A 23798-nucleotide genomic window follows, 5' to 3' on the forward strand; every position below is an offset into this window, starting at 1 on the left:
CACAACTATCTTTAACGAGACAGTGGCGTGCATTATACAGATCACACTTTTAAGCGCAAGCCTTGATCGATAAATAATCGTTCGAGTTACGAAAACCGATCTGATCTGAAAGGAAGTCCATCATTAGGCTTCCCTATCTTATTTCATCAATACGTTGTTAGGGTATCGACACTGAACTTGTACGCTGGCTTTAACCTGAAATTTGTGTCTGGCTATAATTCGCATTCCCTATTTTTTCAATCAGGTCTAGCTGGGTTTCAAACCAATCAGCATGCTCTTTTTCTTTTTGCTGGATATCCCGAAACAAGTCACAGGTAACGTAATCATGAACTTTTTCAGCATAAGCAATAGCATCATTTAGATCGAGCATCGCAGCCATCTCCAACGCTAAATCGCACTCCAGCATATCCTGGGGATCTTCACCAATATTGAGCTTGCCTAAATCGGGCAGATCCGGCAATCCACCTAACAACAGGATGCGTTTAATCAAGTGCTCGGCATGCTTCCTGTCATCTCGCGATTCATGCGATTCCTTGTTGGCAAGACGCGTTAAGCCCCATTCCTTATATATTCTTGCATGCAGGGCGTATTGGTTGATGGCGACTAATTCATTGGCCAGCACTTCGTTGAGGTATTTAATGATTTTCGGGTCGGTTTTCATGAGAAGGGGGATACTTTTTTTTCAGGTCTTTTAATAGTAGAACCAATTTCAAGAGTGTCAAAAGAGAGAGAGCCAAGATTGACTCGATTTTTGTCGCTTATGATAAATACCGGCTCGATGACCTTCTGGACCATACCGATACAGTTCCCGAATTTCGATCTCAAAGTGGGTCGATATCAGTCAGGTTCGAGCAATTAACTCCTTACTACACAGTACTAATTTACAGGCATAAAAAAAGGGAGCCCTTAGGCTCCCTTTCTGTGTCGTTCAATTATTGCAAATTAAGCAACGATTGTAGCAACAACACCAGCACCAACTGTACGGCCACCTTCACGGATAGCAAAACGTAGACCTTCGTCCATCGCGATAGGCGCGATTAGAGTAACAGTCATAGAGATGTTATCACCAGGCATTACCATTTCAACGCCTTCTGGCAGTTCAATAGTACCCGTTACGTCAGTTGTACGGAAGTAGAACTGTGGACGGTAACCTTTGAAGAAAGGAGTGTGACGACCGCCTTCATCTTTAGAAAGAACATAGATTTCTGAAGTGAAAGTAGTGTGTGGAGTGATTGAACCTGGCTTAGCAAGAACCTGACCACGTTCAACTTCGTCACGCTTAGTACCACGTAGAAGAACACCAACGTTCTCACCAGCACGGCCTTCGTCAAGAAGCTTACGGAACATCTCAACACCAGTACATGTAGTAGTGATAGTGTCTTTGATACCGATGATTGCAACTTCGTCACCTACGCGAACGATACCTTGCTCAACACGACCCGTTACAACAGTACCACGGCCCTGGATTGAGAATACATCTTCGATAGGAAGGATGAATGGTAGATCGATTGCACGCTCTGGCTCTGGGATGTAGTTATCTAGAGCTTCAGCTAGTTCAATGATCTTCTCTTCCCACTGAGCTTCACCGTTAAGTGCGCCTAGTGCAGAACCCATGATTACTGGGCAGTCATCACCTGGGAAATCGTACTCAGAAAGAAGTTCACGAACTTCCATTTCTACTAGTTCTAGTAGCTCTTCATCATCAACCATGTCACATTTGTTCATGAATACGATGATGTAAGGGATACCAACCTGACGACCAAGAAGGATGTGCTCACGCGTCTGAGGCATAGGGCCATCAGTTGCAGCAACAACTAGGATACCACCATCCATTTGAGCAGCACCTGTGATCATGTTTTTAACATAATCGGCGTGTCCTGGGCAGTCAACGTGTGCGTAGTGACGGCTTGGAGTATCGTACTCTACGTGAGAAGTAGAGATTGTGATACCGCGCTCGCGCTCTTCTGGAGCGTTATCGATAGATGCGAAATCTTTAGCAACACCGCCGTAAACTTTTGCAAGAGTAGTACAGATAGCTGCAGTTAGAGTTGTTTTACCGTGATCGACGTGGCCAATGGTACCAACGTTAACGTGCGGTTTTACGCGTTCAAATTTTTCTTTAGACACAATCGTGTTCCTTCCTAGTTAAGATACGCCCCCTACTAGGTTAGGGGACGCGTCCGAAGTTTGTATTTTAATGCGCCAACCGCAGTTGACGCAAATAATTCAATTATGTGCGCTCTGCGATGATGCCATCTGCAATGTTCTTAGGAACTTCAAAGTACTCATGAAATTCCATCGAGTAAGACGCACGGCCTTGAGTTGCAGAACGTAAGTCAGTTGCATAACCAAACATTGAAGACAGAGGGACCTTAGCATGAATGATTTTAAGGCCCGCGAGGCCATCATCCATACCTTCGATCATGCCGCGGCGACGGTTAAGATCGCCAACCACATCACCCATCCAGTCTTCAGGAGTCGTTACTTCAACTTTCATCATGGGTTCAAGAATAACAGGGTTTGCTTCTAGCGCACCTTTCCTGAATGCCATTGAACCTGCGATTTTAAACGCCATTTCGCTGGAGTCAACATCGTGATAAGAGCCATCGAACAGCGTCGCTTTCACGTCAAGAACAGGGTAGCCCGCAAGCACACCATTCTTCATTTGCTCTTCGATACCCTTAGATACTGAACCAATAAACTCTTTTGGTACAGCACCGCCGACGATTTCATCAACGAAGACGAAACCTTCACCAGGTTCAGACGGTTCAATCTTAAGCCAAACATGACCAAACTGACCACGGCCACCGGATTGACGTACAAACTTGCCTTCAACTTCTGTTTTACCACGAATAGTTTCGCGATAAGCAACCTGAGGTTTACCCACGTTACAGTCAACGCTGAATTCACGCTTCATACGGTCAACGATGATATCAAGGTGAAGTTCACCCATACCAGAAATTAACGTCTGGCCTGATTCATCATCGGTTTCCACTCGGAAAGATGGGTCTTCTGCCGCCAGCTTACTCAGCGCGACACCCATCTTTTCTTGATCAGCTTGCGATCTTGGCTCAACCGCGATCTGAATTACTGGCTCAGGAAACTCCATCCGCTCAAGAATAACTTTGTCATTCAGGTCGCACAGAGTATCACCAGTAGTTACGCTTTTAAGACCAATTGCCGCAGCGATATCACCGGCACGGATTTCTTTGATCTCTTCGCGTTTGTTCGCGTGCATCTGAACGATACGACCAAAACGCTCACGTTTCTCTTTCACAGAGTTGAAGACGGTATCACCAGTGTTTACAACACCTGAATAAACACGCATGAACGTCAATGTACCAACGAACGGGTCGGTTGCGATTTTAAACGCAAGTGCTGAGAAAGGTTCGTCATCGCTTGAATGACGCTCAACAGCATTACCTCGTTCGTCTTCACCTTTGATAGCTTTCACTTCGGTTGGTGAAGGGAGGTAATCGATAACTGCATCCAGTACTGCCTGAACACCTTTGTTCTTAAAAGCAGAACCACACGTTGCCAGCACGATTTCATTGTTCAGGGTACGATGACGAAGACCTGCCTTAATTTCTTCTTCAGACAGCTCACCTTCTTCAAGGTATTTATCCATTAGTTCTTCAGTAGCTTCTGCCGCTGACTCAACTAAGTTCATGCGCCATTCATCAGCAAGGTCTTGCAGCTCTGCTGGGATGTCTTCATGGGTGAAAGTCATACCTTGATCTTCTTCCGACCAATTAATGGTCTTCATTTTGATCAGGTCGATTACACCTTTAAATTCTTCTTCAGCACCAATGTTAAGCTGGATTGGCACTGGGTTCGCACCAAGACGGTTCTTAATCTGGTCAACAACCCGAAGGAAGTCTGCACCAGCACGGTCCATCTTGTTGACGAAAACCATACGCGGCACTTCATACTTATCAGCTTGACGCCATACGGTCTCAGACTGCGGCTCAACACCGGAAGCACCACAGAAAACTACAACAGCACCATCGAGTACGCGCAAAGAACGTTCAACTTCAATAGTGAAGTCAACGTGTCCCGGGGTATCAATAATGTTTACGCGATGCTCTGGAAACTGACCGTCCATACCACGCCAGAACGTAGTAGTCGCAGCGGATGTGATAGTGATACCACGCTCCTGCTCCTGCTCCATCCAGTCCATAGTAGCAGCGCCGTCGTGTACTTCACCGATCTTGTGAGATAGGCCTGTATAAAACAGGATACGCTCGGTAGTCGTTGTTTTACCGGCGTCGACGTGAGCACAGATACCGATATTACGGTAGCGCTCGATAGGCGTTTTACGAGCCACGGTTGTATCCTCTTACTAAGGTTAACCTTAGAGTATGGTTTAGACACAGCAGGAATCGCCTGCTGTGTCCATTTGCTATTACCAGCGGTAATGTGCGAACGCTTTGTTCGCGTCTGCCATACGGTGAACGTCTTCACGTTTCTTAACAGCAGTACCTTTGTTGTCAGCCGCATCAAGCATTTCGCCTGCTAGACGCTGAGCCATAGATTTTTCACCACGCTTACGCGCAGCATCAACTAACCAGCGCATAGCCAGTGCGTTGCGACGTACTGGACGTACTTCTACAGGCACCTGGTAAGTTGAACCACCCACACGGCGAGATTTAACTTCTACCGATGGACGTACATTTTCAAGAGCTTTTTCGAATACAGATAAACATTCTTCACCAGAACGCTCAGCCATAGTATCTAGTGCAGTGTAAACGATTTTTTCTGCAGTAGATTTCTTTCCGTCAACCATAAGGATGTTAACGAATTTTGCCAGCAGATCAGATCCGAACTTAGGATCTGAAAGAATTTTACGCTGACCGATTACGCGACGACGTGGCATGGATATATCTCCGTTGTCTTCTTCAGGTTATCCAAAACTTTTCAGTTTTTTCAAAATAATTTAAATGTTTGGCCTTACTTAACGGAATCCATTAAGACTTAGGACGCTTAACACCGTACTTAGAACGACCTTTCTTACGGTCGTTAACGCCTGCACAGTCAAGTGCACCACGAACGGTGTGGTAACGCACACCTGGTAAATCTTTAACACGACCACCACGGATAAGAACAACTGAGTGCTCCTGAAGGTTGTGACCTTCACCGCCGATGTATGAAGTAACTTCAAAGCCGTTAGTCAGACGAACACGACATACTTTACGTAGTGCGGAGTTCGGTTTTTTAGGTGTAGTAGTGTAAACACGAGTACATACACCACGCTTTTGCGGGCACGCTGCTAGCGCAGGCACGTTGCTTTTTACAACTTGCTTTACACGTGGCTTGCGAACCAGCTGGTTAATAGTTGCCATTAAATAGCTCCTGAAATATTACTTTCGTAAAATGTGAAAAATCTGCCTCCCAACAACAGGAGGACGCGAAATTTTAGGCGTCGCACAATAGGGTGTCAAGATGTATACAACGATCAATGATGTGATCATTTCTTAAACAATCATAAAAATTGACAGGCCATGCCGTATAAAGCGCGATTTCAGGCCCAATTCATCTGTGTTTCATGCTTGACGGAAAGCGATACAAAACCTTTGTAATCAATAACTTCAAAACAACAATCTACTTTTTCAATAATTCCTCGCGCCGAGAGATCTTCTTTCAGTAAATAAATTTTTACACCTGAATTTTTTATTGCCTCACACCAGAAATTTTCTCTTAATCCGGCGATTACTGCATCTTGGAGCAATAAAATCTCATCATCTTGGCTTATATAGCGTAGACAGCTTTGCAAAGACTGGGTATGAAAAGGGGATGTTGTGATGGTATGTAGCATGTCGCCCTCAGAAGCTTAGTATGCGTTGGCAATGTTGCAATTTTATCGTTATTTCGGCTTCATCCAGGACGGCCGCATCAATGATCAATTCTTCTTTTGCCATCCTCCGCTCCGCCATTGAGCGCCGACACACATAAATATTCTCAATATCGTATAAATCGAGCATTTTGAATGTTGCGATATAATCGCGGGATAGAATGGCGGCAGGCTGCTGCTTGTTCAGGAGCTGAAAAACCCCGTCGTCAAGAAAGAACAAATGTAAATCTTCACTGTAGGCTGATGTGGCCAATACCGCATCAAGACCTTCCCGACCACAGCTCTTACCATGCGGGGCACTTCGGAATACAAAGCCTAACGGTTTCATGTTGCTCTCTTAAAATAGGGCACTTAAAATTGAATCACACGATCAGCAGTCAGCAGCGCTTCCGCCAAACCGCCCAGTCCTGCCGATTCAAATCCTGCCGCCAGATTATTGCCCGGCAGCTGATTCTGTTCAGCCTCTTGCGCACTCACAATGCCACGACGCAATGCCGCTGCAACGCAGGTTTGCAACTCAATATTATGTTCTGCGGACAGCTGTTGCCAGGCGGCAACCAGATCAAATTCATCCGACGCGGGAGCTGTCAGCGCAGAACCATTATAAACACCGTCTTGATAAAAAAAGATCCGGGACAGTCGATGCCCCTGATCGATTACCGCCAGCGCAAATTGATAGGCTGAACGAGCCGATTGGCGGCCATATGCCGGACCATCAACCACCAAGACATAATTCAAGGTCATTTTTCGCCATCCTCAGTTTTTCGCTGACGAATATAGAGGTACACGGTGTGTTTGGAGATATTCAAGCGGTCAGCAACCCGATTAATGGCATCTTTAATATCGAAAATGCCCTTATCGTACAACTCCATCACAATTTGCCGGTTTTTGGCGTTGTTCGATACGCCTTTATCAGCATTAATTTCTTCAATCGTACGTTCGACAGTCTGATCCACCAACTCATCAACATCGCTGGCAAAGTTGACCGTTGAAGCCGCATGCTTCGCCTCATCGGTAGGCATGAAAGATTGCAGAATTTGTGAGAAAGGAGCATCGAGGTTGATGTTAATACACAACAAACCGATGATCCGCTTTTCACCGTTACGAATGGCAATGGTGATTGACTTCATCAAATCACCGCCTTTTGCCCGCGTGAAATAAGCACGAGAAAAATTACGTTCTGACCCTTCAATATCCCGTAACATCCGCAGCGCCAAATCGGTAATTGGCGATCCGACCTTACGCCCGGTATTTTCACCGTTGGCAATCTTGATTGCCGACGTATTCAGATCCGCTAATGAATGCAATACGATCTCACAAAACGGACCGATCAATGCCGCCAGGCCATCAACCACTGCTTCATAAGAGTGTAAAACAATATAGTCGTGCTCAGTGAAAGCGCGACTTTCAACCAAGTCACTTTCAATCATGACATCAGAACCAAAGTTATCTGTAGAGACCACTGTTCACATCTTCCTTGCAAATACCCATTACATTCATTATCAGCTCAACTTAGCGTCAATAGATAATCAATAGAATGGACATAAATTCAAACTTTGTTGCAAGTTTATCAGAATATCGATAAAAAAAGACCCGACACAAGCCGGGTCTTATCAAACTATTTGCAAAATTTATCTGTGATAAACACGTAAATTACTGCGTTTTAGCTTCCGCAGCGGGTTGTTCCGCTTTTACGATGTCTAGCAACTCAACTTCAAACACTAGCGTTGAGTTGGCAGGAATGCTTGGGTTGGCCTGAGATCCGTACGCCAGCTCTGGCGGGATAACAAACTTAAATTTAGAACCTACCGGCATTAACTGTACACCTTCTGTCCAGCCAGGGATCACTTGATTTAGCGGGAATGTCGCAGGCTGGTCACGCTTGTAAGAGCTATCAAACTCAGTACCGTCAGTCAGCATGCCTTTGTAGTGTACTTTGACCGTATCTGTTGCCGCGGGCTTTTCGCCTTCACCTTGCTTTTCGACTTGGTACAAAAGACCTGACTCAGTCTTTGCTACGCCGTCCTGCTTTTCAAATTCAGTCCGGAAGTCTTCGCCTGCTTTGAGGTTTTTGTCAGATTCCACTTTCGATTTTTCTGCTGCGATATCAGAAATACGCTTATCAAGCTCCTGCAGCGCCTGCTGTGTTTCTTCAGGCGTCATGCGGCTCTTGTTCGCAAAGACGTCACTCACGCCTGCTAGTACGTCATCACGGTTCAGTTCCAGGCCGAGCTCTTTTTGCTGGTCCAGGTTCGCCGCAAGGTATTGCGCAAGAGAGGCACCGATTGCATAAGCTGATTTTTGATCTTCAGAGGCAAACGCTTCTTTTGCTTGTTCAGCGGTTGCTGTATCTGCTGCTACCTGCTCTACTTTTGCAGGCTCAGCGGATTGTGTTTCCGCCGCTTTTTCATCTTGGCAGCCAACGGCCAGTAGGATTGTTGCAGCCAGAACAGACATCTTTAGAACAGGTTTCATGTATTTCTCCATCAGTCGATGAGGTAATGCCTCATTTTTTAGCTTTGCTTTCCACTGTAGGTGTGAAAAACATGCCATATCAATATACTACTACCAGTTTTATTAAGTAACTGCCTAACAATTGTGTTTGTTCAGTTATTTAATACGATTGATAGCATTCTTTACTTAGCAAAACAAACCGGAACCAGACCTTAATGCGTAAGATATTCCACAGAATTAGCATCATTTTGGTACTGATATTACTCAGTGGCTGTTTTTTTTCTGGTTCGGAAATCAAACGCTGGGTTTTAGCTCCTGAAGGCGCAACCAGTTTCAGCCTGAGCAGAGACGGACGATTTGCCCTTTTCAATTCAGCCCAACAAGGTATCGTGCTATGGGACCTACAGCAAAACAAAAGGTTAGCAGATTTTGGTTCTCAAGATCCACATCACAATACCGTCCTTTCCAGCACAATTTCTGACAACAACCGCTACGCTATTACCGCCACAGCACAGAACTTTGCGGTGTGGGATTTGGCCTGGGGGCAATCAGACGGTTTATGGTCCATTTCTGATGGCGTTATTCGCGATGTCGCTATTGCCAATAACGGTCAGCATATTGTCCTGGCGCTCTCTAACAGCAAAGCACTTTATATCGACTTGGGCACTGGACGTCGTCTAGAGTTCCTTGCACACAGAGAAAAAGTTAATTCTGTTGCTATTTCTGCCAACGGACAGTATGCCTTGTCTGGCGGCAATGATTATTTTGCGTATTTATGGGAAACCCGAACAGGCCAGATCATTTATCGTTTCGAACACACTTCCCGGATCAGCCGGGTCGCTCTGCAGCGTCATGGAAAATTGGCGCTAACGGCCGATGGGACCAATGATGTGTTTGTCTGGGATCTGACCAGCGGCAAGAAACAGGCAGAGCTTGCCGTACGCTTACGCCAACAGAATTTATCCAGCGCCCGTTTCTCCGAAGATGGAACACAGTTAGTCACAGGCACCCCTTCGCGACGCGTAGAGCTCTGGGATAGCGCGACGGGCAAGAATCTGGGACGCTGGGAAGCAGCCCCCCTACAAGATGCTAGACCACCGTCAGCAGTGGTGTATGATGTGGCCATTACAGCTTCCGGACAGGTGATCTCTGGTACCTCTGCGGGTATTGCCCAGGCTTGGACAACAGAATAAAACCAATCAGAGTCAGCTCTGGTTAGTATAACGTTTATTGGTATATAACCTCATGACTGATATTAAAAAACTACAGGCTCAGATTGATGAGCTGGAAATGAAGCAGGCTTTTCAGGAACAAACTATTGACGAGCTGAACCAGGCGTTAACCGATCAGCAATTCCAGTTTGACAAGATGCAGGTTCAGCTTAAATTCCTGGTTGGGAAGGTGAAAGGCTTTGAGACATCAAACATGGCCGAAGAATCTGAAGAAACCCCGCCACCGCATTATTGATCATCAGCAGAAGCGCGGTTCAAGCAACGAGGAATAAGGCTATCTTCTCGTAAACTGAATCTGATCCATAAAAACGGGAAGCCAAGGCTTCCCGTTTTTTATATGTTCTTAATTAAGACCCGCTCTTAACAAGCGTGCTTGTTAGTGAGAGCAGCCACAGCCGCCTTTTTCTTCGCCGCCGCAACAACCACCTTCTTCACCGTGGTCGTGATCATGGTCGTGGTCGCCGCAGCCACCGCCACCACAACAGCCGCCATCCTGATGGATGTGACCATGCTCGATCTCTTCTTCTGTCGCAGCACGCAATGCAACAACTTCCGCCGTGAACGTCAGCGTCTGACCGGCAAGCATGTGGTTACCGTCAACCACCACTTCATCGCCGTCGACTTCAGTGACTTCGACCGGGATTGGACCCTGATCAGTATCTGCCAGGAAACGCATCCCAACCGTAATTTCATCAACACCCTGGAATACGTCGGCTGGTACGCGCTGAACCATTTCCTCAACGTGCTCACCGTATGCATCTTCAGGAGCCACAGTCACTTCAAACTTGTCGCCGGCTTCACGACCTTCTAGCGCTTTCTCTAGGCCAACAATCAGATTGTTGTGACCGTGCAGATAATCAAGTGGTGCATCAGTAGTTGATTGATCGACTACGATGCCTTCTTCAGTTTTCACTTGATATGCCAAACTTACTACGATGTCTTTAACGACTTTCATGTTTACTCCGAAATTTGAGCCAGGTGTTGAGTTTGGTGTTAAGACGCTATAATACCTATCTTGGCACCATGATACTAGAGCCTGTTTATTCAGGTTTGAAAATGCCAATCACTTGCTGTTTTTTGTCTTTTCCATGCTGTTCGCTTTGCTCTACCGACTGGGGAAGACGACGGTCTGTATGCTGGCATTCAACACACTCGACGGTCTCAATATCATTTTCTCTCCACCAGCGTAAGGTGTCTTGTTTTTGACAAGCAGGACACTCCGCTCCAGCAATAAATCGTTTTTTCATAACCACTTCCATTTGCAAATCCAAACCACACAGTCTGAATTAATCCCAACCATTATGCCGATCACGCTCACCGCGCATCTCGCGATCAAAAATATCTTCCAGCTCTTTACGGGCCTCTTTCGACCGTGATGCCAGGTGAACATCTTCCGAGTGCTGTGGCAATAAATCCCGCAGCGCTGTAGTGTCAAGTTTACGGAAGTGTGCTTCTGCCCGTTTAGCTTTGTACGGGTGCATACCTAAAGATATGAGGGTTTGACGGCCTAAATCAAGCGCGCTGGCAAATGTTTCACGTGAAAAATTCTCGACCCCGAGGCTCAGTAACTGGTGTGCCTCGACCCGGCTCCGTGCACGCGCCAGCACTTTCAAGTTCGGAAAATAACGCTGGCACAGGGTGACGATCTCCATCACCTCGTCAGGTCCATCGGCGCAGATAATAATGGCTTCGGCTTTATCGGCCCCGGCCGCACGTAATAAATCCAGCTGTGTCGCATCGCCGTAATACACCTGGTAGCCGAATTTACGCAAAAACTGTATCTGGCTGGGATCCCGCTCCAGTACTGTCACCCTGATTTTATTGGCAAACAATAACCGCCCTACCACCTGGCCAAAACGACCGAAGCCGGTAATGATCACTCGCGGATCACGGTCAATAACATCGCTTTCCAGCGTCTCTGCGTCGGCTTTAAAAGTATGAATGAACCACTTCTTTTGCAGCAGCAGTATCAACGGAGTGGTCATCATGGAAATACTGACGACCACCAGAAGAAATGCGGTTAACGATTCACCCAGCAATCCATCCCCTTTCGCGGCGGTAAACAAGACAAACGCAAATTCACCGCCCTGGCTGAGTATTGCGGCCATCTGACTCCGTGACTTAGCTCGGATACCAAACAGTCGTGCCAGGCCATAAAGCAACAGTCCCTTGACGGTGACCAGCGCCACCACCGCCACTAAAATCAGCAGCGGAAATTCCAGTAACAAACCAAGGTTGACCGCCATCCCGACGGAAATAAAGAACAGCCCCAGCAACAAGCCCTTGAACGGTTCAATGGCAATTTCTAGCTCATGGCGATATTCACTCTCGGCCAGCAGCACACCTGCCAGGAATGTGCCCAGTGCCATTGACAGTCCGAGCGACTGCATCCCCAAACCAATGCCAATCACAAGCAGCAGGGCCGCAACATTAAACAGTTCGCGCACCCCGCTAAGAACCACCCAGCGAAACAACGGCCGTAGTAAATAGTGGCCGCCGACTAATAAGGCACCGATCCCACCGATCATCCAGGCAAAATCAAGCCAACTGCCGCCGCCGCCGCCAGCCAGCACCGGCAGGATAGCCAGCATAGGGATCACCGCGATATCCTGAAACAGCAATACCGCAAAACCGGATTGTCCGCTTTCACTGCCATCAAGATTTTGCTCTTCAATCACCCGCAATGCGATGGCCGTCGATGACAGCGCCAGCCCCATACCGACCACCAGCGCATCACGCCAGCTGATCTCAGGCAAAAACAGGCTGCCGGCCATGACAATCGCGGTGATCACAACGCTGGTCAGCACCACCTGACTACCGCCAAGACCGAGGATAGGCTTGCGCATCTGCCACAGTTTTTTGGGGTTTAGCTCTAAACCAATGAGAAACAACAGCAGCACAACACCAAACTCAGAAAAATGAAGGATGGCATCAACATCGGTGATCAGGCTCAGCCCCCACGGACCAATTGCGATTCCCGCCAGCAGGTAACCCAGAACCGATCCCAGGCCAAGGCGCTGGGCAATTGGCACCGCTACGACTGCCGCCGCAAGAAAAACCACACTGACGGATAACACATCATTCACCATTCGAATTCCCCTTATCCACGGTATAGGCATGTGTTCCTTGCTCGCTGTCAGCAAAAGGATCTGCCAACCAGGATCGGTAGGCCTGTGCATGTTGCTGACGTTCGCTAACGGGGATCCGCCGTGCCCAGTGCAGTACCAATGGCTCGATCCAGTTCATTTGGCACAAATCAGCGGTCAGCTCAAAGGGCTTAAGAATCTCAGCAATACTGCACCGGTTATAGCCATCCGGGGTATACGCCTCTGCCGCCCCTCCCGTTGTGACAACCGAACGCCAGTACTTACCTTTGGTAGATACCCCTTCGCCGTGGGCATAACCTTTGCTCAGTACCACATCAATCCATTCTTTGAGCAACGCCGGGCATGAATACATATAGAGGGGGTGTTGAAAAACGATGATGTCGTACTGTTCAATGAGTCGCTGCTCTTGCCCGACATCAATAAAAAAGTCAGGATAAGCACCATAAAGATCATGAATGGTAACATGAGGCAAGTCGGCAATACTTGCCAGCATCTCCCGGCTAGCAACCGATTCTTGCGGATCCGGGTGAGCAAATATTACCAGAATGTTAAGCTGGTCTTGTGTGGTCATATCTTTCCTTACCCCCTGCTTCCGGCGATCCTTTCAGGTATAACATTACCTTTATATACACATCATACATAATTGTTACTCGTGCAGATCGGATGAATCCAAATTCATAACCGCTTCTTTCTCATCATGCCGCATAATTACCACTGGGTTAGCAGTCATTGGCGGTTTGGTATAGACTGCCGCTCATTTCGTGCACTTTTTTTTGCGGAGCGGGCTACCCCCGACACTATCGATGATTACCTTTTCGGACATGCAACTTTTACGAGGCGGTAAAGTCCTTCTCGATAACGCCACTGCTACTATTCACCCCGGCGACAAAGTCGGGCTCGTTGGTAAGAACGGCTGTGGTAAATCTACCTTATTTGCTTTATTAAAAAATGAATTGAGTCTAGATGCCGGAAATTGCCAATTTCCGTCTAACTGGGAATTAGCATGGGTAGCACAGGAAACACCAGCACTTGAACGCAACGCCATTGAATATGTCATTGATGGCGACCGTGAATATCGTCAACTCGAACGTGATTTAGCAGCCGCAGAAGAGAGCAACGATGGAACGAAAGTCGCCGAACTTCATGGCAAGCTAGAGACCATTGGCGGCTACACGATCAATGCACGCGCCGCTGAATTGCTCGACGGTCTTGGTTTTTCCCAAGACCAAATGCAATGGCACCTAACCCAGTTTTCGGGTGGCTGGCGTATGCGTTTGAACCTGGCTCAAGCACTGTTATGCCGCTCCGATCTACTTCTGCTCGATGAACCGACTAACCACTTAGATCTCGATGCCGTTATGTGGCTGGAAAAATGGTTACAGAGCTACCGTGGTACCTTAGTACTGATTTCTCATGACCGCGACTTTCTTGATCCTGTGGTTAACCGCATCATTCATGTCGAGAACCAGACACTCAACAGCTACACCGGTAACTATTCATCGTTTGAAGTGCAACGCGCTGAAAAGTTAGTGCTGCAACAAGCGATGTATCAGAAACAGCAGAAGCAAGTTTCTCACATGCAATCGTATATTGACCGCTTCCGTTATAAAGCGAGCAAAGCACGCCAGGCACAAAGCCGAATTAAAGCACTCGACCGAATGGAAAAAGTGCTGCCAGCACAGCTTGATAACCCGTTTCTTTTTGAGTTCCGAGAGCCGCAAGCATTACCGAATCCGATCATGATGATGGATCAGGTAGCGGCGGGTTATAGCAATAATCTCATATTAGAAAAGATCCGCCTTAACCTGGTACCTGGTAGCCGGATTGGTTTGCTGGGTCGTAACGGGGCCGGTAAATCGACACTGATCAAGCTGTTATCTGGTGAGCTTCCAGCACAAGCCGGCGATTTAACCTACTCGCAAGGGGTGAAAATTGGTTACTTTGCCCAGCATCAGTTGGAAACATTGCGCCTTGACGATACGCCACTGCAGCATTTAGCACGGCTTGCCCCACAATCAACCGAGCAGCAGCTTCGCGATTACCTTGGTAGCTTTGGTTTCAACGGTGAAAAAGCCCTTGATAAAGTCGGGCCATTTTCTGGCGGCGAGAAAGCCCGATTAGTATTAGCACTGCTGGTATGGCAACGTCCTAACTTATTGTTGCTCGATGAACCGACTAACCACCTTGATTTGGATATGCGCCAGGCATTAACCTTTGCGCTGCAATCTTATGAAGGCGCCATGGTTATCGTGAGTCACGACCGTTATCTCTTAAGAGCAACGACGGATGACCTGTATCTGGTTCATGATCGTCAAGTTACCCCATTTGATGGCGACCTGACGGACTATCATAAATGGCTCGCCGAGCAGCAGCGTAATGAGCGTCGGGAGTTACAGGCCGCCAAACCTGACGTAACCAAAGAAAACAGCGCCGCATCACGTAAAGAACAAAAACGGCTGGAAGCAGAATTTCGCAAACAGACCGCGCCGTTGCGCAAGAAAATCACCAAGCTTGATCAGCAGATGGAAAAGCTGGGTGCTGATATTGCTGAGGCCGAAAACCAGCTCGCGGATCAGGCGATCTATGAAGCCGACAACAAGGCCCGGCTCCATGAGCAGCTAAGACGCCAGAGCGATGCTAAATCAGCGCTGGAAGAGGTCGAGATGGAGTGGATGGATCTGCAAGAGCAGGTGGAATCGATGGAGCAGGAATTTAACATTGGCGATCTTTAAGCCCGGCTATCTAACGCCATGACCTCGGAGTCATTACGCTTTTATCACCAGGATTTCTGGCAGTTCAGCCTGAGCCATTATGCTCAGGCTGGCGTCCAGTCAGCCTGTCTCTGCCTGCAAAATTGCTATCAGGGCAATGTTAACCTGGCCCTGCTGTTACACTGGCTCGACTGTCAGCATCAAAGCCTGTCGGACTATTGCCGACAACAACTCATCACCTGTCTAGGCCCCAGTGACAATCTACTGCAGCAGTATCGCACTATGCGTGATCAGTTAAAGCCACAACTGGGTGAAGCGGGATACAAGCAGCTACTGGCGTTCGAGCTGAAGCTGGAAAAAGGCCAGCAGCAGGCGCTTATCGCTCAGCTCAACCTCTGCATATTGCACTCTATGCCTCACCATGGCACCACCGATAACTTAAAAAGATATTGCAAACAGCTCGGTGCAAGCCAGTTATTCCCTCAGCTGACGGCAGTCACTCGCACCTAGGGCCAAGAACTGGAGTTTACCGCTCGATTCAGTCGCTATAAACTGGGGCCAGGCTTGCAGATACTGGCGAAAGTGTTAGAGAAAAGTCCAATAAATGATTTTCCCCTATAATGCCGGTGTAGTGCCAGACTAAAGTAACCAGCATAAGTTGAAAACATCACTTCAAACATGAGTGGAGCCATGATGCCTTTTAAGCCAGCGAACGGGCTGCGCAACGCCCATTTACAAACCCTGATCCCGCGATTCATCCGCCGCAAGCCTCTGTTTACCCCGGTGATTCAGCGCATTGAGACGCCTGACGGCGATTTCCTCGATCTGGCCTGGACAGCCCCTCCTGCTGAGCATCCCCGGAATAAACCGCTGATGATTCTGTTCCACGGCTTAGAAGGCAGTTTTAGCAGCCCCTATGCCAATGGCTTGCTCCATGCCGCCAGGCAACAAGGCTGGCTGGGGGTGATAATGCATTTTCGCGGTTGCAGCGGTGAGATCAACCGTCAGGCCCGCGGTTACCATTCGGGAGAAACCAGTGATGCCCGATTTTTTATTGACTGGCTGAAACAACAGTTCCCCGATGCCCCCTTATATGCTGTCGGGGTCTCGCTGGGCGGTAACATGCTGGTTAACTACCTGGCAGAAACAGGGGATGAATCTGGATTAACCGCTGCGCAGGTAATCTCCCCCCCGTTGGATTTAGAAGCTTGCTCAGAGCGAATCCAACAAGGTTTTTCCAGGATCTATCAACAGTACCTGCTTCACTCACTGAAAAGCACCTTAGCCAAGAAAATTATTGCCCTGCCTAATGCCATGCCCGTGGCAGCCGAGCAAGTACAGCATATTCAGTCATTGTGGCAATTTGACGATCAGGTTACAGCCCCCCTGCATGGCTTTAAAGATGCCGCAGACTACTACCAACAATGTAGCGGACTCAGTAAACTCCATCAGGTCAAAATTCCATTACGGATCATTCATGCGAAAGACGACCCTTTTATGACGCAGCGCGTTATTCCCCTGCAACCCTTGCCGGCGAATATTGACTATCACTTAACGGCAAATGGCGGTCATGTGGGATTTGTCTCCGGTTCCTGGCGCAATCCTGATTTCTGGTTGGAAAAGACGGTACCGGCATGGTTTAAGACGTTACCAGATCCCAGAGACTAGACTCGAGTCACGAATGTTGAGTACCGCTCTACAATCGATGAAATTAACAATATAATCAGCAGTCCAGTCAAGAACAGATGCAGTAACTATGATTATTCCCTGGCAAGATATCGACTCTGACACCCTAAATAATATGATTGAACACTTTGTGCTGCGCGAAGGCACTGACTACGGTGAGACCGAGCTCAACATGGAACACAAGGTGCAATATGTCCGAAAGCAGCTTGAATCCGGTGATGCGGTGATCGTCTTTTCTGAACTGCATGAATCTGTTGATATTAAACTCCGCAGAGATCTCAATTAGCGGATATCCTGCCCGCTTAAGGCCAACTTCTCCTTGACCCTGGCGCAACACCCTGTTAATAACTTTCATCGTAAACATTAACGACAGGGTATGTCATGTCTGCAAAACATCCGATTATTGCAGTAACAGGGTCTTCTGGTGCTGGCACCTCCACCACCTCAGAAGCATTTCGCAAAATGTTCAATATGATGAACTTCAATGCCGCCTTGCTGGAGGGAGACAGTTTCCATCGCTTCAGCCGTCCGGAAATGGATGTCGAAATTCGTAAAGCCAAAGAGCAAGGCCGCCATGTCAGTTATTTTGGCCCGCAAGCTAACGACTTCGCCCAACTTGAAGCCTTTTTCCGCCAGTATGGTGACGATGGCAGTGGTCAATTCCGTCGCTACCTGCATACTTTTGATGAAGCGGTTCCCTATAACCAGATGCCGGGATCCTTCACTCCCTGGCAGGAGCTGCCTGAAAATACGGATGTGCTCTTTTACGAAGGTTTACATGGCGGTGTTGTTGACGGTGAGATCAATGCTGCACAACATGTCGATTTGCTGATTGGGATGGTACCGATTGTCAATTTGGAATGGATTCAGAAGATCGTCCGCGACACACGTGACCGCGGCCATTCCCGAGAAGCTGTCATGGAGTCTATCGTCCGCTCGATGGACGATTACCTCAATTATATTACGCCGCAGTTTTCGCGCACCCATATCAACTTCCAGCGGGTGCCGACCATCGATACATCCAACCCATTCAGTGCCAAAGGCATTCCGAGTCTGGATGAAAGCTTTGTGGTCATTCGCTTTCGCGGCATTAAAAATGTCGATTTCCCCTATCTGCTCTCAATGATCCAGGGCTCGTTTATGTCAAGCCATAACACCCTGGTGGTACCGGGCGGGAAAATGAGCTTTGCGATGGAGTTGATCATGCGCCCGTTGATCCAGATGTTAATCGAAACCGGAAAGATCGGGTAAACCTGAGGCGAGTGGCGAGTAACGAGATGTGGGCTTCCCGTTACCCGACAGATATCTCCTGTGGTCCTGTGGTCCTGTGGTCCTGTGGTCCTGTGGTCCTGTGGTCCTGTGGTCCTGTGGTCCTGTGGTCCTGTGGTCCTGCAAGCAGGCTCTCCGAGCCATAGTTGGGGTCAAGTTGTGGTTCTTTCTCGAAACTCGAACCTAATGACTCGAAACTGTTTATTCGAAACTTAGCCCTTAACTATTTCATACGAATGCGTCATCTCTACCCCTTCGCCCAGCATCAGGCACACAGAGCAGTATTTCTGCAGTGAATCTGCGACGACGCTGGCAACCTTGGCCTCGTCCAGATCATAGCCAGTAACCACGAAATGCAGGTTAGCCGAGGTGAAAATACGCGGTGCCTGTTCACGGCGAACAGAAGAGATCTGCGCCTCACAGCCGGTGATTTTTTGCCCGGCAGACTGCAAACCGTCGACAACATCAACGGAACTACAGCCACCAGCAGCCATCAACACCATTTCCATCGGACTGGGGGCTTTTTCGCCCCCATTGCCATCCATAACGACACTGTGACCAGAATCTGTCTGGCCCAGAAAGGTCATCCCTTCTACCCATTTCACTCGTGATTGCATTGCTTTCTCCTTACTTTAAACAGGGTAATTATGCATTAACTAACAACTGTGTGATCATGTGCACACTTATGAGTACCAAATGGCCATATCTGATAGATCAATATCAAGAAAAAGGCGCCGAAAAAAGATAAACTCTCAAGTAAATATTCAAGTGAACTTGCAGCCTAGCGGCTGAATGAATATCCTAATCAGCGAACAATTCTATTGTTAGGCCCAGCCTTGAATTATATGGATGTCGTTGTTGGGCAACAAACGCAGAGGAAGTTAGAAATATGGTTCCAGGTAAACCTCAAACAGATCCAACTCTAGAGTGGTTTCTTTCCCATTGCCACATTCACAAATATCCGTCAAAGAGTACTTTGATCCATGCGGGAGAGAAAGCAGAAACTCTCTACTACATTGTGAAAGGTTCTGTTGCCGTATTGATCAAGGATGAAGAAGGCAAAGAAATGATCCTGTCTTACCTTAACCAGGGTGACTTCATCGGTGAGCTAGGCTTATTTGAAGAAGAGCAGGAACGTACCGCATGGGTACGTGCCAAGAGCCCTTGTGAAGTGGCAGAGATTTCTTTCAAAAAATTCCGCCAGCTTATTCAGGTCAACCCAGATATTCTGATGCGCCTTTCTGCACAGATGGCCAGCCGTTTGCAAATCACCAGCCAGAAAGTCGGCGATCTTGCATTCCTTGACGTCACAGGCCGTATTGCACAGACATTGCTAAATCTTGCAAAACAACCTGATGCAATGACTCACCCAGACGGTATGCAAATCAAGATCACCCGTCAGGAAATTGGTCAGATTGTGGGCTGCTCGCGTGAAACGGTAGGTCGTATCCTTAAGATGCTGGAAGAGCAGAATCTGATTTCTGCCCACGGCAAAACTATCGTGGTTTACGGCACTCGCTAACCGGCCTGCGAATAGGTTGATAAAAAGCCGCTGAATGCGGCTTTTTTTGTAACTGCGAAATATATAATTATCACCACAAGGCATAAAGAGATCGCAAAACGTATATTCTTTCGTACCCTTCACTGTTTATTCACTTGCCAATAATAACACCAGTGCTACATTGTGCATATTGACTACTTCAGAGGTGTCTTGATATGGATATCGAACGCTTTTCTCCACACACTCAGGTTCCTGCCCAGGCTGTCATTGCAGCCTTACCCGCGACTATTGAAATGACTGGCTTTAGCGGTCCTCGTCATTATCTTGAACAGCAAACCCTGTTCAGCCAGCGTCAACGCACCGTGCACGGTAAGGAGTTGTGGAGCCCTCCTTTAGATTGCCATCAAGCTAACCAATAACGGCAACAAAAAACAGCGGCCAAGACCGCTGTTTTCCCCTCGGTTTACTTTTACTGTCGCAATGCCTTACTCACTCGTACTTTCAAAGATCTTATCCGCCGACGCTTCAACAAACCCGCGGAACAGTTCACCATTCGCCTGAGGATAGCGCTTAGCAAACTCATAGAAGCCGCCCGGGATTATTTTTTCACCGTCAAGAAAATCGACCGCGACCTTGTCAGCCATCGTGGCCGACTGTTCCAGCATCACCTCTGGCCCCCCTTTCACTTCACCGCCCGCCTCATTAATTGCAAAACCATTGTGGCGCAGCAGATGGTTCACTTCACGGATCTCAGTGAACTGCTCAAGCTGGTTAATGCTGACGGTAAAATGATTGGCCCCGAAGCCATGTGCGGCGACCCAGCCCGCATACTCGCTTTCAGCCGATAACATCTCATACGTCGCCGAATCGATATCCCACAAACGGCCACAGCAAACAAACTCAGGATCATGAATTGCCAGCTCCGGTATTTGGTCAACCAGTCCGCGTACCGTCTCCTGCAACAGAGAAGAACACTGTCCCAGCAGCAGCTCGCTGATAAAGACTTTTGGTGCTAATGGGTTCGGATGCTCAAAATGCTCCGCATACAACTTTTTGGCTTCAAAATGATACTTACCACATGGCTTATAGCCAATGGCTATGAAAGGGGCGGCCAGCTTATCCAACCCCACTTTCGGCAGATTAAAGGTCCGCAGTGCGATGTGATCATTGAGCAGGGGTTCATCTTCGGTTAACAGATCATGTACCTTTGCTGCCGAAGGGCACAGACGTTGCGTATAGTCTTGCCACAGGGCATTAAACAATTGCTCCACTCTTTCCATGATGAATATCTCCCCTTGCTGATAATAATTGCCGTCATAAACGGGTATCGGTGATTACAGCTGAACCCCGGGTGACAGCTGTGCCGGCAGCTCTGTTTGTTCACCTTCCATCGATGCCATAGGGTAAGCACAATAGTCGGCGGCGTAATAAGCACTCGGACGCAGGTTGCCTGATGCACCTGGGCCACCAAACGGCGCATCACCGCTGGCTCCTGTCAACTGACGGTTGCGGTTTACAATACCGGCACGGATATGATCAATAAAATACTGCCATTCTGCATCATCGGTAGAAACCAGGCCGGCAGACAAGCCATAGCGAGTATCATTCGCCATCGCGACGGCCTGCGGCAGATCCTGATAACGGGCAACCTGAAGTAATGGGCCAAAGTATTCTTCATCTGGCAGCTCAGCAATCTGGCTCACTTCAATAATAGCAGGTGTGACTATCGCTCCCTGACCACGTTTCGCTTCAAGTAATAGCTTCCCGCCTAAACTTACCAGATTTGCTTGTGCGGCAATGATCCCGTCAGCCGCTCGCTCTGAAATTTGCGGCCCCATAAACGGTTGCGGTTCGGCAAATGGCCCATCAATTTTCAGCTGACCTGTCGCTTGAACCAGACGGTTCAGAATCGCGTCGCCTTCCGATCCTTGCGGCAGGTACAACCGGCGAGCACAAGTACAGCGCTGGCCGGCACTGATAAAGGCTGACTGGATAATCGTGTAGACCGTCGCATCAAGCTCGCCATAGGCTTTCGAGATCACCATCGGGTTATTGCCGCCCATTTCCAGCGCCAGCATCTTGCCGGGCTGTCCGGCAAACTGACGGTGCAGGATGTGGCCGGTATTGGCACTCCCGGTAAACAGCAAGCCATCAATCCCTTTCGAGTTCGCTAACGCCTCGCCCGTTGCACGTGCTCCCTGAACCATATTCATCACCCCTGCTGGCAAGCCCGCCTGTTGCCACAGCTTCATGGTTTCTTCTGCCACTTTTGGCGTCAGCTCTGAAGGCTTAAAGACCACAGTATTACCTGATATCAGGGCCGGCACGATATGACCGTTGGGTAGATGGCCGGGGAAATTATACGGGCCAAATACAGCCATCACGCCAAGCGGACGATGACGCAAAACTGCCGCCGTACCGGCGATATCTTTTTGCCTTTCACCGGTTCGCTCATGGTAAGCCCGCAGTGAAATGGCTATTTTACCGACCATGGCAGCAGCTTCCGTACGGGTTTCCCACAATGGCTTACCGGTCTCTTCAGCTATCGTACGGGCAATATGCTCACTGTGTTCTTTTACCAGCTCAGCAAATTTTTCCACAATAGCCTGGCGGTCAGCTAAACCTGTTTTACGCCAGCTCACCAGCGCTTCACGGGCACAGGTTACAGCCTGTTCAACCTGTTCCGGGGTTGCAGCCTGCCCTTGCCAAATCACTTCGCCACTAAAAGGGTTCAGTGACTGCATCGGCTCACCCAGCCCTGCCACCCATTTTCCCGCAATCCATTGAGTCATTATGTTCTCCTTTCTCTGCCCGTTATTTACTGGGCGATCAACCGCACCGGATCGCCGTTCTTAACCTGTAATGCTGCCGCCATTTCCGGGGTGACCAGCGCTACATTACGCTCACCATCGACCGCGATTTTGCCGACAGCAGCCCGGAAATTCGCAAACGAGGTATTACTCACCAGATAGTCATGCGAACTGCTGTGTGTACCGATTTCGACAGTACAACGCTGCGAATGGCGTACCGTTTCAATGTTGCGCACATCACACTCAACCGTCGGCCCGGCATCAAAAATATCGACATAACCACGGCAGCAGAATCCTTCGTTTTCAAGCAAACGCAGAGCCGGCCGGGTTTTCTCATGTACCTGACCAATCACCGCTTGTGCTTCCGGACTCAGCAGATTGACGTAAATAGGCAGTTTAGGCATCAAGTCGGCGATAAAGCCTTTTGCACCAATGCCGGTAAGGTAATCAGCATGGGTGAAATCGATCGAGAAAAAATGCTCTCTAAGCCATTCCCAGAAAGGCGAATGCCCCTCTTCATCTGACACCCCGCGCATTTCCGCCAGCACAGTTTCAGAAAAACGGTGCTTGTGCTCAGCCAACATTAAGAACCGGCACTTGGATAACAGGCGGCCATTCAAACCATGGCGCCATTCCGGCCGTAAAAACAACGTACAAAGCTCACTATTACCCGTGTAATTATTACCAAAAGTCAGTACTTTAACTACATTATGGACGCCAAGACGGCGTGAGGCATGTACGACCGTGCTGATGTGGTAGGTATAGAAAGGGATATCTAAGCCAATGGCGGCTTCTATTCCCGTCGTCCCTGCGATTTCTCCTGTTTCTGTGTCTTCAGCAACCATCAGGTAGCCTTCTGTGCCCGGCTCGGTAACGTCTTTGGCAAAGCTCTCGACTGAGTGGGAAATCCTGTTACGCAGAATTTCTTCGTTAACAGGCAGTGAAGTAAAACCATGACCTGACTCTTCTGCGCAGCGCATCAGCGCCGGATAGTCAGCTTCGGTAATAGGACGAATAACCAGCATCAAATTCCCTCCAGATGCAGGTGGCGGCAGGTGCCGCCAACCATAAATTATTGTAACGACATGCCTTGTTCTAACCACATGAATTGTTGTTACGACAGAATGTACTGTCTTCCTTCCCTTAATTTATGGGAAAGCGCATGGGAAAGGGGCAG

At 48.4% G+C, this 23798-nt stretch carries 27 protein-coding genes; 9 read left to right on the forward strand and 18 right to left on the reverse strand.

Translation table 11 applies throughout. The features are described from left to right. Nucleotides 1-190: 190 nt before the first annotated feature. The 10 genes from bfr to fkpA all read right to left on the reverse strand — a co-directional run bounded on the left by bfr (nucleotide 191) and on the right by fkpA (nucleotide 8326). Nucleotides 191-661, reverse strand: a complete 471-nt coding sequence (gene bfr / locus AC2204_RS09540; RefSeq protein ID WP_318925268.1) for a bacterioferritin — start codon at nucleotides 659-661, stop codon at nucleotides 191-193. A 281-nt stretch (nucleotides 662-942) separates the two neighbouring features. After that, entirely contained in the window at nucleotides 943-2127 is a 1185-nt protein-coding gene (gene tuf, locus AC2204_RS09545) for an elongation factor Tu (RefSeq protein WP_318925269.1), read from the reverse strand. 103 nt (nucleotides 2128-2230) lie between these two features. Further along, nucleotides 2231-4327 (reverse strand): elongation factor G, encoded by a 2097-nt coding sequence (gene fusA, locus AC2204_RS09550; protein ID WP_318925270.1) that lies wholly within the window; start codon nucleotides 4325-4327, stop codon nucleotides 2231-2233. Between the two features lie 78 nt (nucleotides 4328-4405). Then, nucleotides 4406-4876, reverse strand: coding sequence for a 30S ribosomal protein S7 (rpsG, locus tag AC2204_RS09555; RefSeq protein ID WP_318925271.1), 471 nt, complete (start codon nucleotides 4874-4876; stop codon nucleotides 4406-4408). Nucleotides 4877-4967: 91 nt separating this feature from the next. Next, the gene (gene rpsL / locus AC2204_RS09560) at nucleotides 4968-5342 is read right to left on the reverse strand and encodes a 30S ribosomal protein S12 (RefSeq protein ID WP_107283411.1); all 375 of its coding nucleotides are present in this window, start codon (nucleotides 5340-5342) and stop codon (nucleotides 4968-4970) included. Nucleotides 5343-5521: 179 nt separating this feature from the next. Continuing rightward, entirely contained in the window at nucleotides 5522-5815 is a 294-nt protein-coding gene (tusB, locus tag AC2204_RS09565) for a sulfurtransferase complex subunit TusB (RefSeq protein WP_318925272.1), read from the reverse strand. A gap of 7 nt (nucleotides 5816-5822) precedes the next feature. Further along, nucleotides 5823-6179 carry a sulfurtransferase complex subunit TusC gene (gene tusC / locus AC2204_RS09570; protein ID WP_318925273.1) on the reverse strand — a complete coding sequence of 119 codons (357 nt, stop codon included), beginning with the start codon at nucleotides 6177-6179 and terminating at the stop codon, nucleotides 5823-5825. 23 nt (nucleotides 6180-6202) lie between these two features. Continuing rightward, nucleotides 6203-6595: a sulfurtransferase complex subunit TusD gene (tusD, locus tag AC2204_RS09575; RefSeq protein WP_318925274.1), complete on the reverse strand. Its 393-nt coding sequence runs from the start codon at nucleotides 6593-6595 to the stop codon at nucleotides 6203-6205. Next, the gene (locus AC2204_RS09580; RefSeq protein ID WP_413466693.1) at nucleotides 6592-7281 is read right to left on the reverse strand and encodes a helix-turn-helix transcriptional regulator; all 690 of its coding nucleotides are present in this window, start codon (nucleotides 7279-7281) and stop codon (nucleotides 6592-6594) included. Before AC2204_RS09580 ends, tusD begins: the two co-directional genes overlap by 4 nt. 223 nt (nucleotides 7282-7504) lie before the next feature. Next, nucleotides 7505-8326 (reverse strand): FKBP-type peptidyl-prolyl cis-trans isomerase, encoded by an 822-nt coding sequence (gene fkpA, locus AC2204_RS09585; protein ID WP_318925276.1) that lies wholly within the window; start codon nucleotides 8324-8326, stop codon nucleotides 7505-7507. 194 nt (nucleotides 8327-8520) lie between these two features. Here fkpA and AC2204_RS09590 point away from each other — a divergent pair, with 194 nt between their 5' ends. Both AC2204_RS09590 and AC2204_RS09595 read left to right on the forward strand, forming a co-directional pair. Continuing rightward, nucleotides 8521-9498 carry a WD40 repeat domain-containing protein gene (locus tag AC2204_RS09590; protein ID WP_318925277.1) on the forward strand — a complete coding sequence of 326 codons (978 nt, stop codon included), beginning with the start codon at nucleotides 8521-8523 and terminating at the stop codon, nucleotides 9496-9498. Nucleotides 9499-9550: 52 nt separating this feature from the next. Beyond that, the gene (locus AC2204_RS09595) at nucleotides 9551-9772 is read left to right on the forward strand and encodes a SlyX family protein (RefSeq protein ID WP_318925278.1); all 222 of its coding nucleotides are present in this window, start codon (nucleotides 9551-9553) and stop codon (nucleotides 9770-9772) included. Nucleotides 9773-9913: 141 nt separating this feature from the next. Here the strand turns inward: AC2204_RS09595 and slyD are convergent, their stop codons facing one another. The 4 genes from slyD to kefG form a co-directional block, all read right to left on the reverse strand. Then, nucleotides 9914-10492: a peptidylprolyl isomerase gene (gene slyD / locus AC2204_RS09600; RefSeq protein WP_318925279.1), complete on the reverse strand. Its 579-nt coding sequence runs from the start codon at nucleotides 10490-10492 to the stop codon at nucleotides 9914-9916. 85 nt (nucleotides 10493-10577) lie between these two features. Continuing rightward, nucleotides 10578-10784: a YheV family putative zinc ribbon protein gene (locus tag AC2204_RS09605; RefSeq protein ID WP_318925280.1), complete on the reverse strand. Its 207-nt coding sequence runs from the start codon at nucleotides 10782-10784 to the stop codon at nucleotides 10578-10580. A 39-nt stretch (nucleotides 10785-10823) separates the two neighbouring features. Further along, on the reverse strand, nucleotides 10824-12626 hold the full coding sequence (gene kefB, locus AC2204_RS09610) for a glutathione-regulated potassium-efflux system protein KefB (RefSeq protein WP_318925281.1): 1803 nt from the start codon (nucleotides 12624-12626) through the stop codon (nucleotides 10824-10826). Further along, nucleotides 12616-13215 (reverse strand): glutathione-regulated potassium-efflux system ancillary protein KefG, encoded by a 600-nt coding sequence (gene kefG, locus AC2204_RS09615; protein WP_318925282.1) that lies wholly within the window; start codon nucleotides 13213-13215, stop codon nucleotides 12616-12618. Before kefG ends, kefB begins: the two co-directional genes overlap by 11 nt. 232 nt (nucleotides 13216-13447) lie before the next feature. On the opposite strand from kefG, the gene AC2204_RS09620 reads away from it, so the two are divergent. The 5 genes from AC2204_RS09620 (at nucleotide 13448) to AC2204_RS09640 (ending at nucleotide 18292) form a co-directional block, all read left to right on the forward strand. Continuing rightward, entirely contained in the window at nucleotides 13448-15376 is a 1929-nt protein-coding gene (locus tag AC2204_RS09620; protein ID WP_318925283.1) for an ABC transporter ATP-binding protein, read from the forward strand. An 18-nt stretch (nucleotides 15377-15394) separates the two neighbouring features. Next, entirely contained in the window at nucleotides 15395-15865 is a 471-nt protein-coding gene (locus AC2204_RS09625) for a TIGR02444 family protein (protein ID WP_318925284.1), read from the forward strand. Between the two features lie 180 nt (nucleotides 15866-16045). After that, nucleotides 16046-17023, forward strand: coding sequence for a hydrolase (locus AC2204_RS09630; RefSeq protein WP_318925285.1), 978 nt, complete (start codon nucleotides 16046-16048; stop codon nucleotides 17021-17023). 88 nt (nucleotides 17024-17111) lie between these two features. After that, the gene (locus tag AC2204_RS09635) at nucleotides 17112-17327 is read left to right on the forward strand and encodes a YheU family protein (RefSeq protein ID WP_318925286.1); all 216 of its coding nucleotides are present in this window, start codon (nucleotides 17112-17114) and stop codon (nucleotides 17325-17327) included. Between the two features lie 95 nt (nucleotides 17328-17422). Beyond that, the gene (locus AC2204_RS09640) at nucleotides 17423-18292 is read left to right on the forward strand and encodes a phosphoribulokinase (RefSeq protein ID WP_318925287.1); all 870 of its coding nucleotides are present in this window, start codon (nucleotides 17423-17425) and stop codon (nucleotides 18290-18292) included. A gap of 230 nt (nucleotides 18293-18522) precedes the next feature. On the opposite strand, the gene AC2204_RS09645 is transcribed toward AC2204_RS09640, so the two are convergent. Further along, the gene (locus AC2204_RS09645) at nucleotides 18523-18927 is read right to left on the reverse strand and encodes an OsmC family protein (RefSeq protein WP_318925288.1); all 405 of its coding nucleotides are present in this window, start codon (nucleotides 18925-18927) and stop codon (nucleotides 18523-18525) included. Nucleotides 18928-19199: 272 nt separating this feature from the next. On the opposite strand from AC2204_RS09645, the gene crp reads away from it, so the two are divergent. Continuing rightward, nucleotides 19200-19832 (forward strand): cAMP-activated global transcriptional regulator CRP, encoded by a 633-nt coding sequence (gene crp / locus AC2204_RS09650; protein ID WP_107283429.1) that lies wholly within the window; start codon nucleotides 19200-19202, stop codon nucleotides 19830-19832. A 194-nt stretch (nucleotides 19833-20026) separates the two neighbouring features. Then, nucleotides 20027-20230, forward strand: a complete 204-nt coding sequence (locus tag AC2204_RS09655; protein WP_318925289.1) for a hypothetical protein — start codon at nucleotides 20027-20029, stop codon at nucleotides 20228-20230. Nucleotides 20231-20296: 66 nt separating this feature from the next. Here AC2204_RS09655 and AC2204_RS09660 read toward each other — a convergent pair whose 3' ends face one another. Genes AC2204_RS09660 through astA form a run of 3 tightly spaced genes read right to left on the reverse strand, consistent with a single transcriptional unit; the run spans nucleotide 20297 to nucleotide 23646 of the window. Continuing rightward, nucleotides 20297-21091: a DUF1338 domain-containing protein gene (locus AC2204_RS09660; protein ID WP_318925290.1), complete on the reverse strand. Its 795-nt coding sequence runs from the start codon at nucleotides 21089-21091 to the stop codon at nucleotides 20297-20299. Between the two features lie 54 nt (nucleotides 21092-21145). Next, on the reverse strand, nucleotides 21146-22603 hold the full coding sequence (gene astD, locus AC2204_RS09665; RefSeq protein ID WP_318925291.1) for a succinylglutamate-semialdehyde dehydrogenase: 1458 nt from the start codon (nucleotides 22601-22603) through the stop codon (nucleotides 21146-21148). A gap of 26 nt (nucleotides 22604-22629) precedes the next feature. After that, the gene (gene astA / locus AC2204_RS09670; RefSeq protein ID WP_318925292.1) at nucleotides 22630-23646 is read right to left on the reverse strand and encodes an arginine N-succinyltransferase; all 1017 of its coding nucleotides are present in this window, start codon (nucleotides 23644-23646) and stop codon (nucleotides 22630-22632) included. Between the last annotated feature and the right edge of the window lie 152 nt (nucleotides 23647-23798).

It is taken from the genome of Photobacterium sp. (assembly GCF_057456235.1).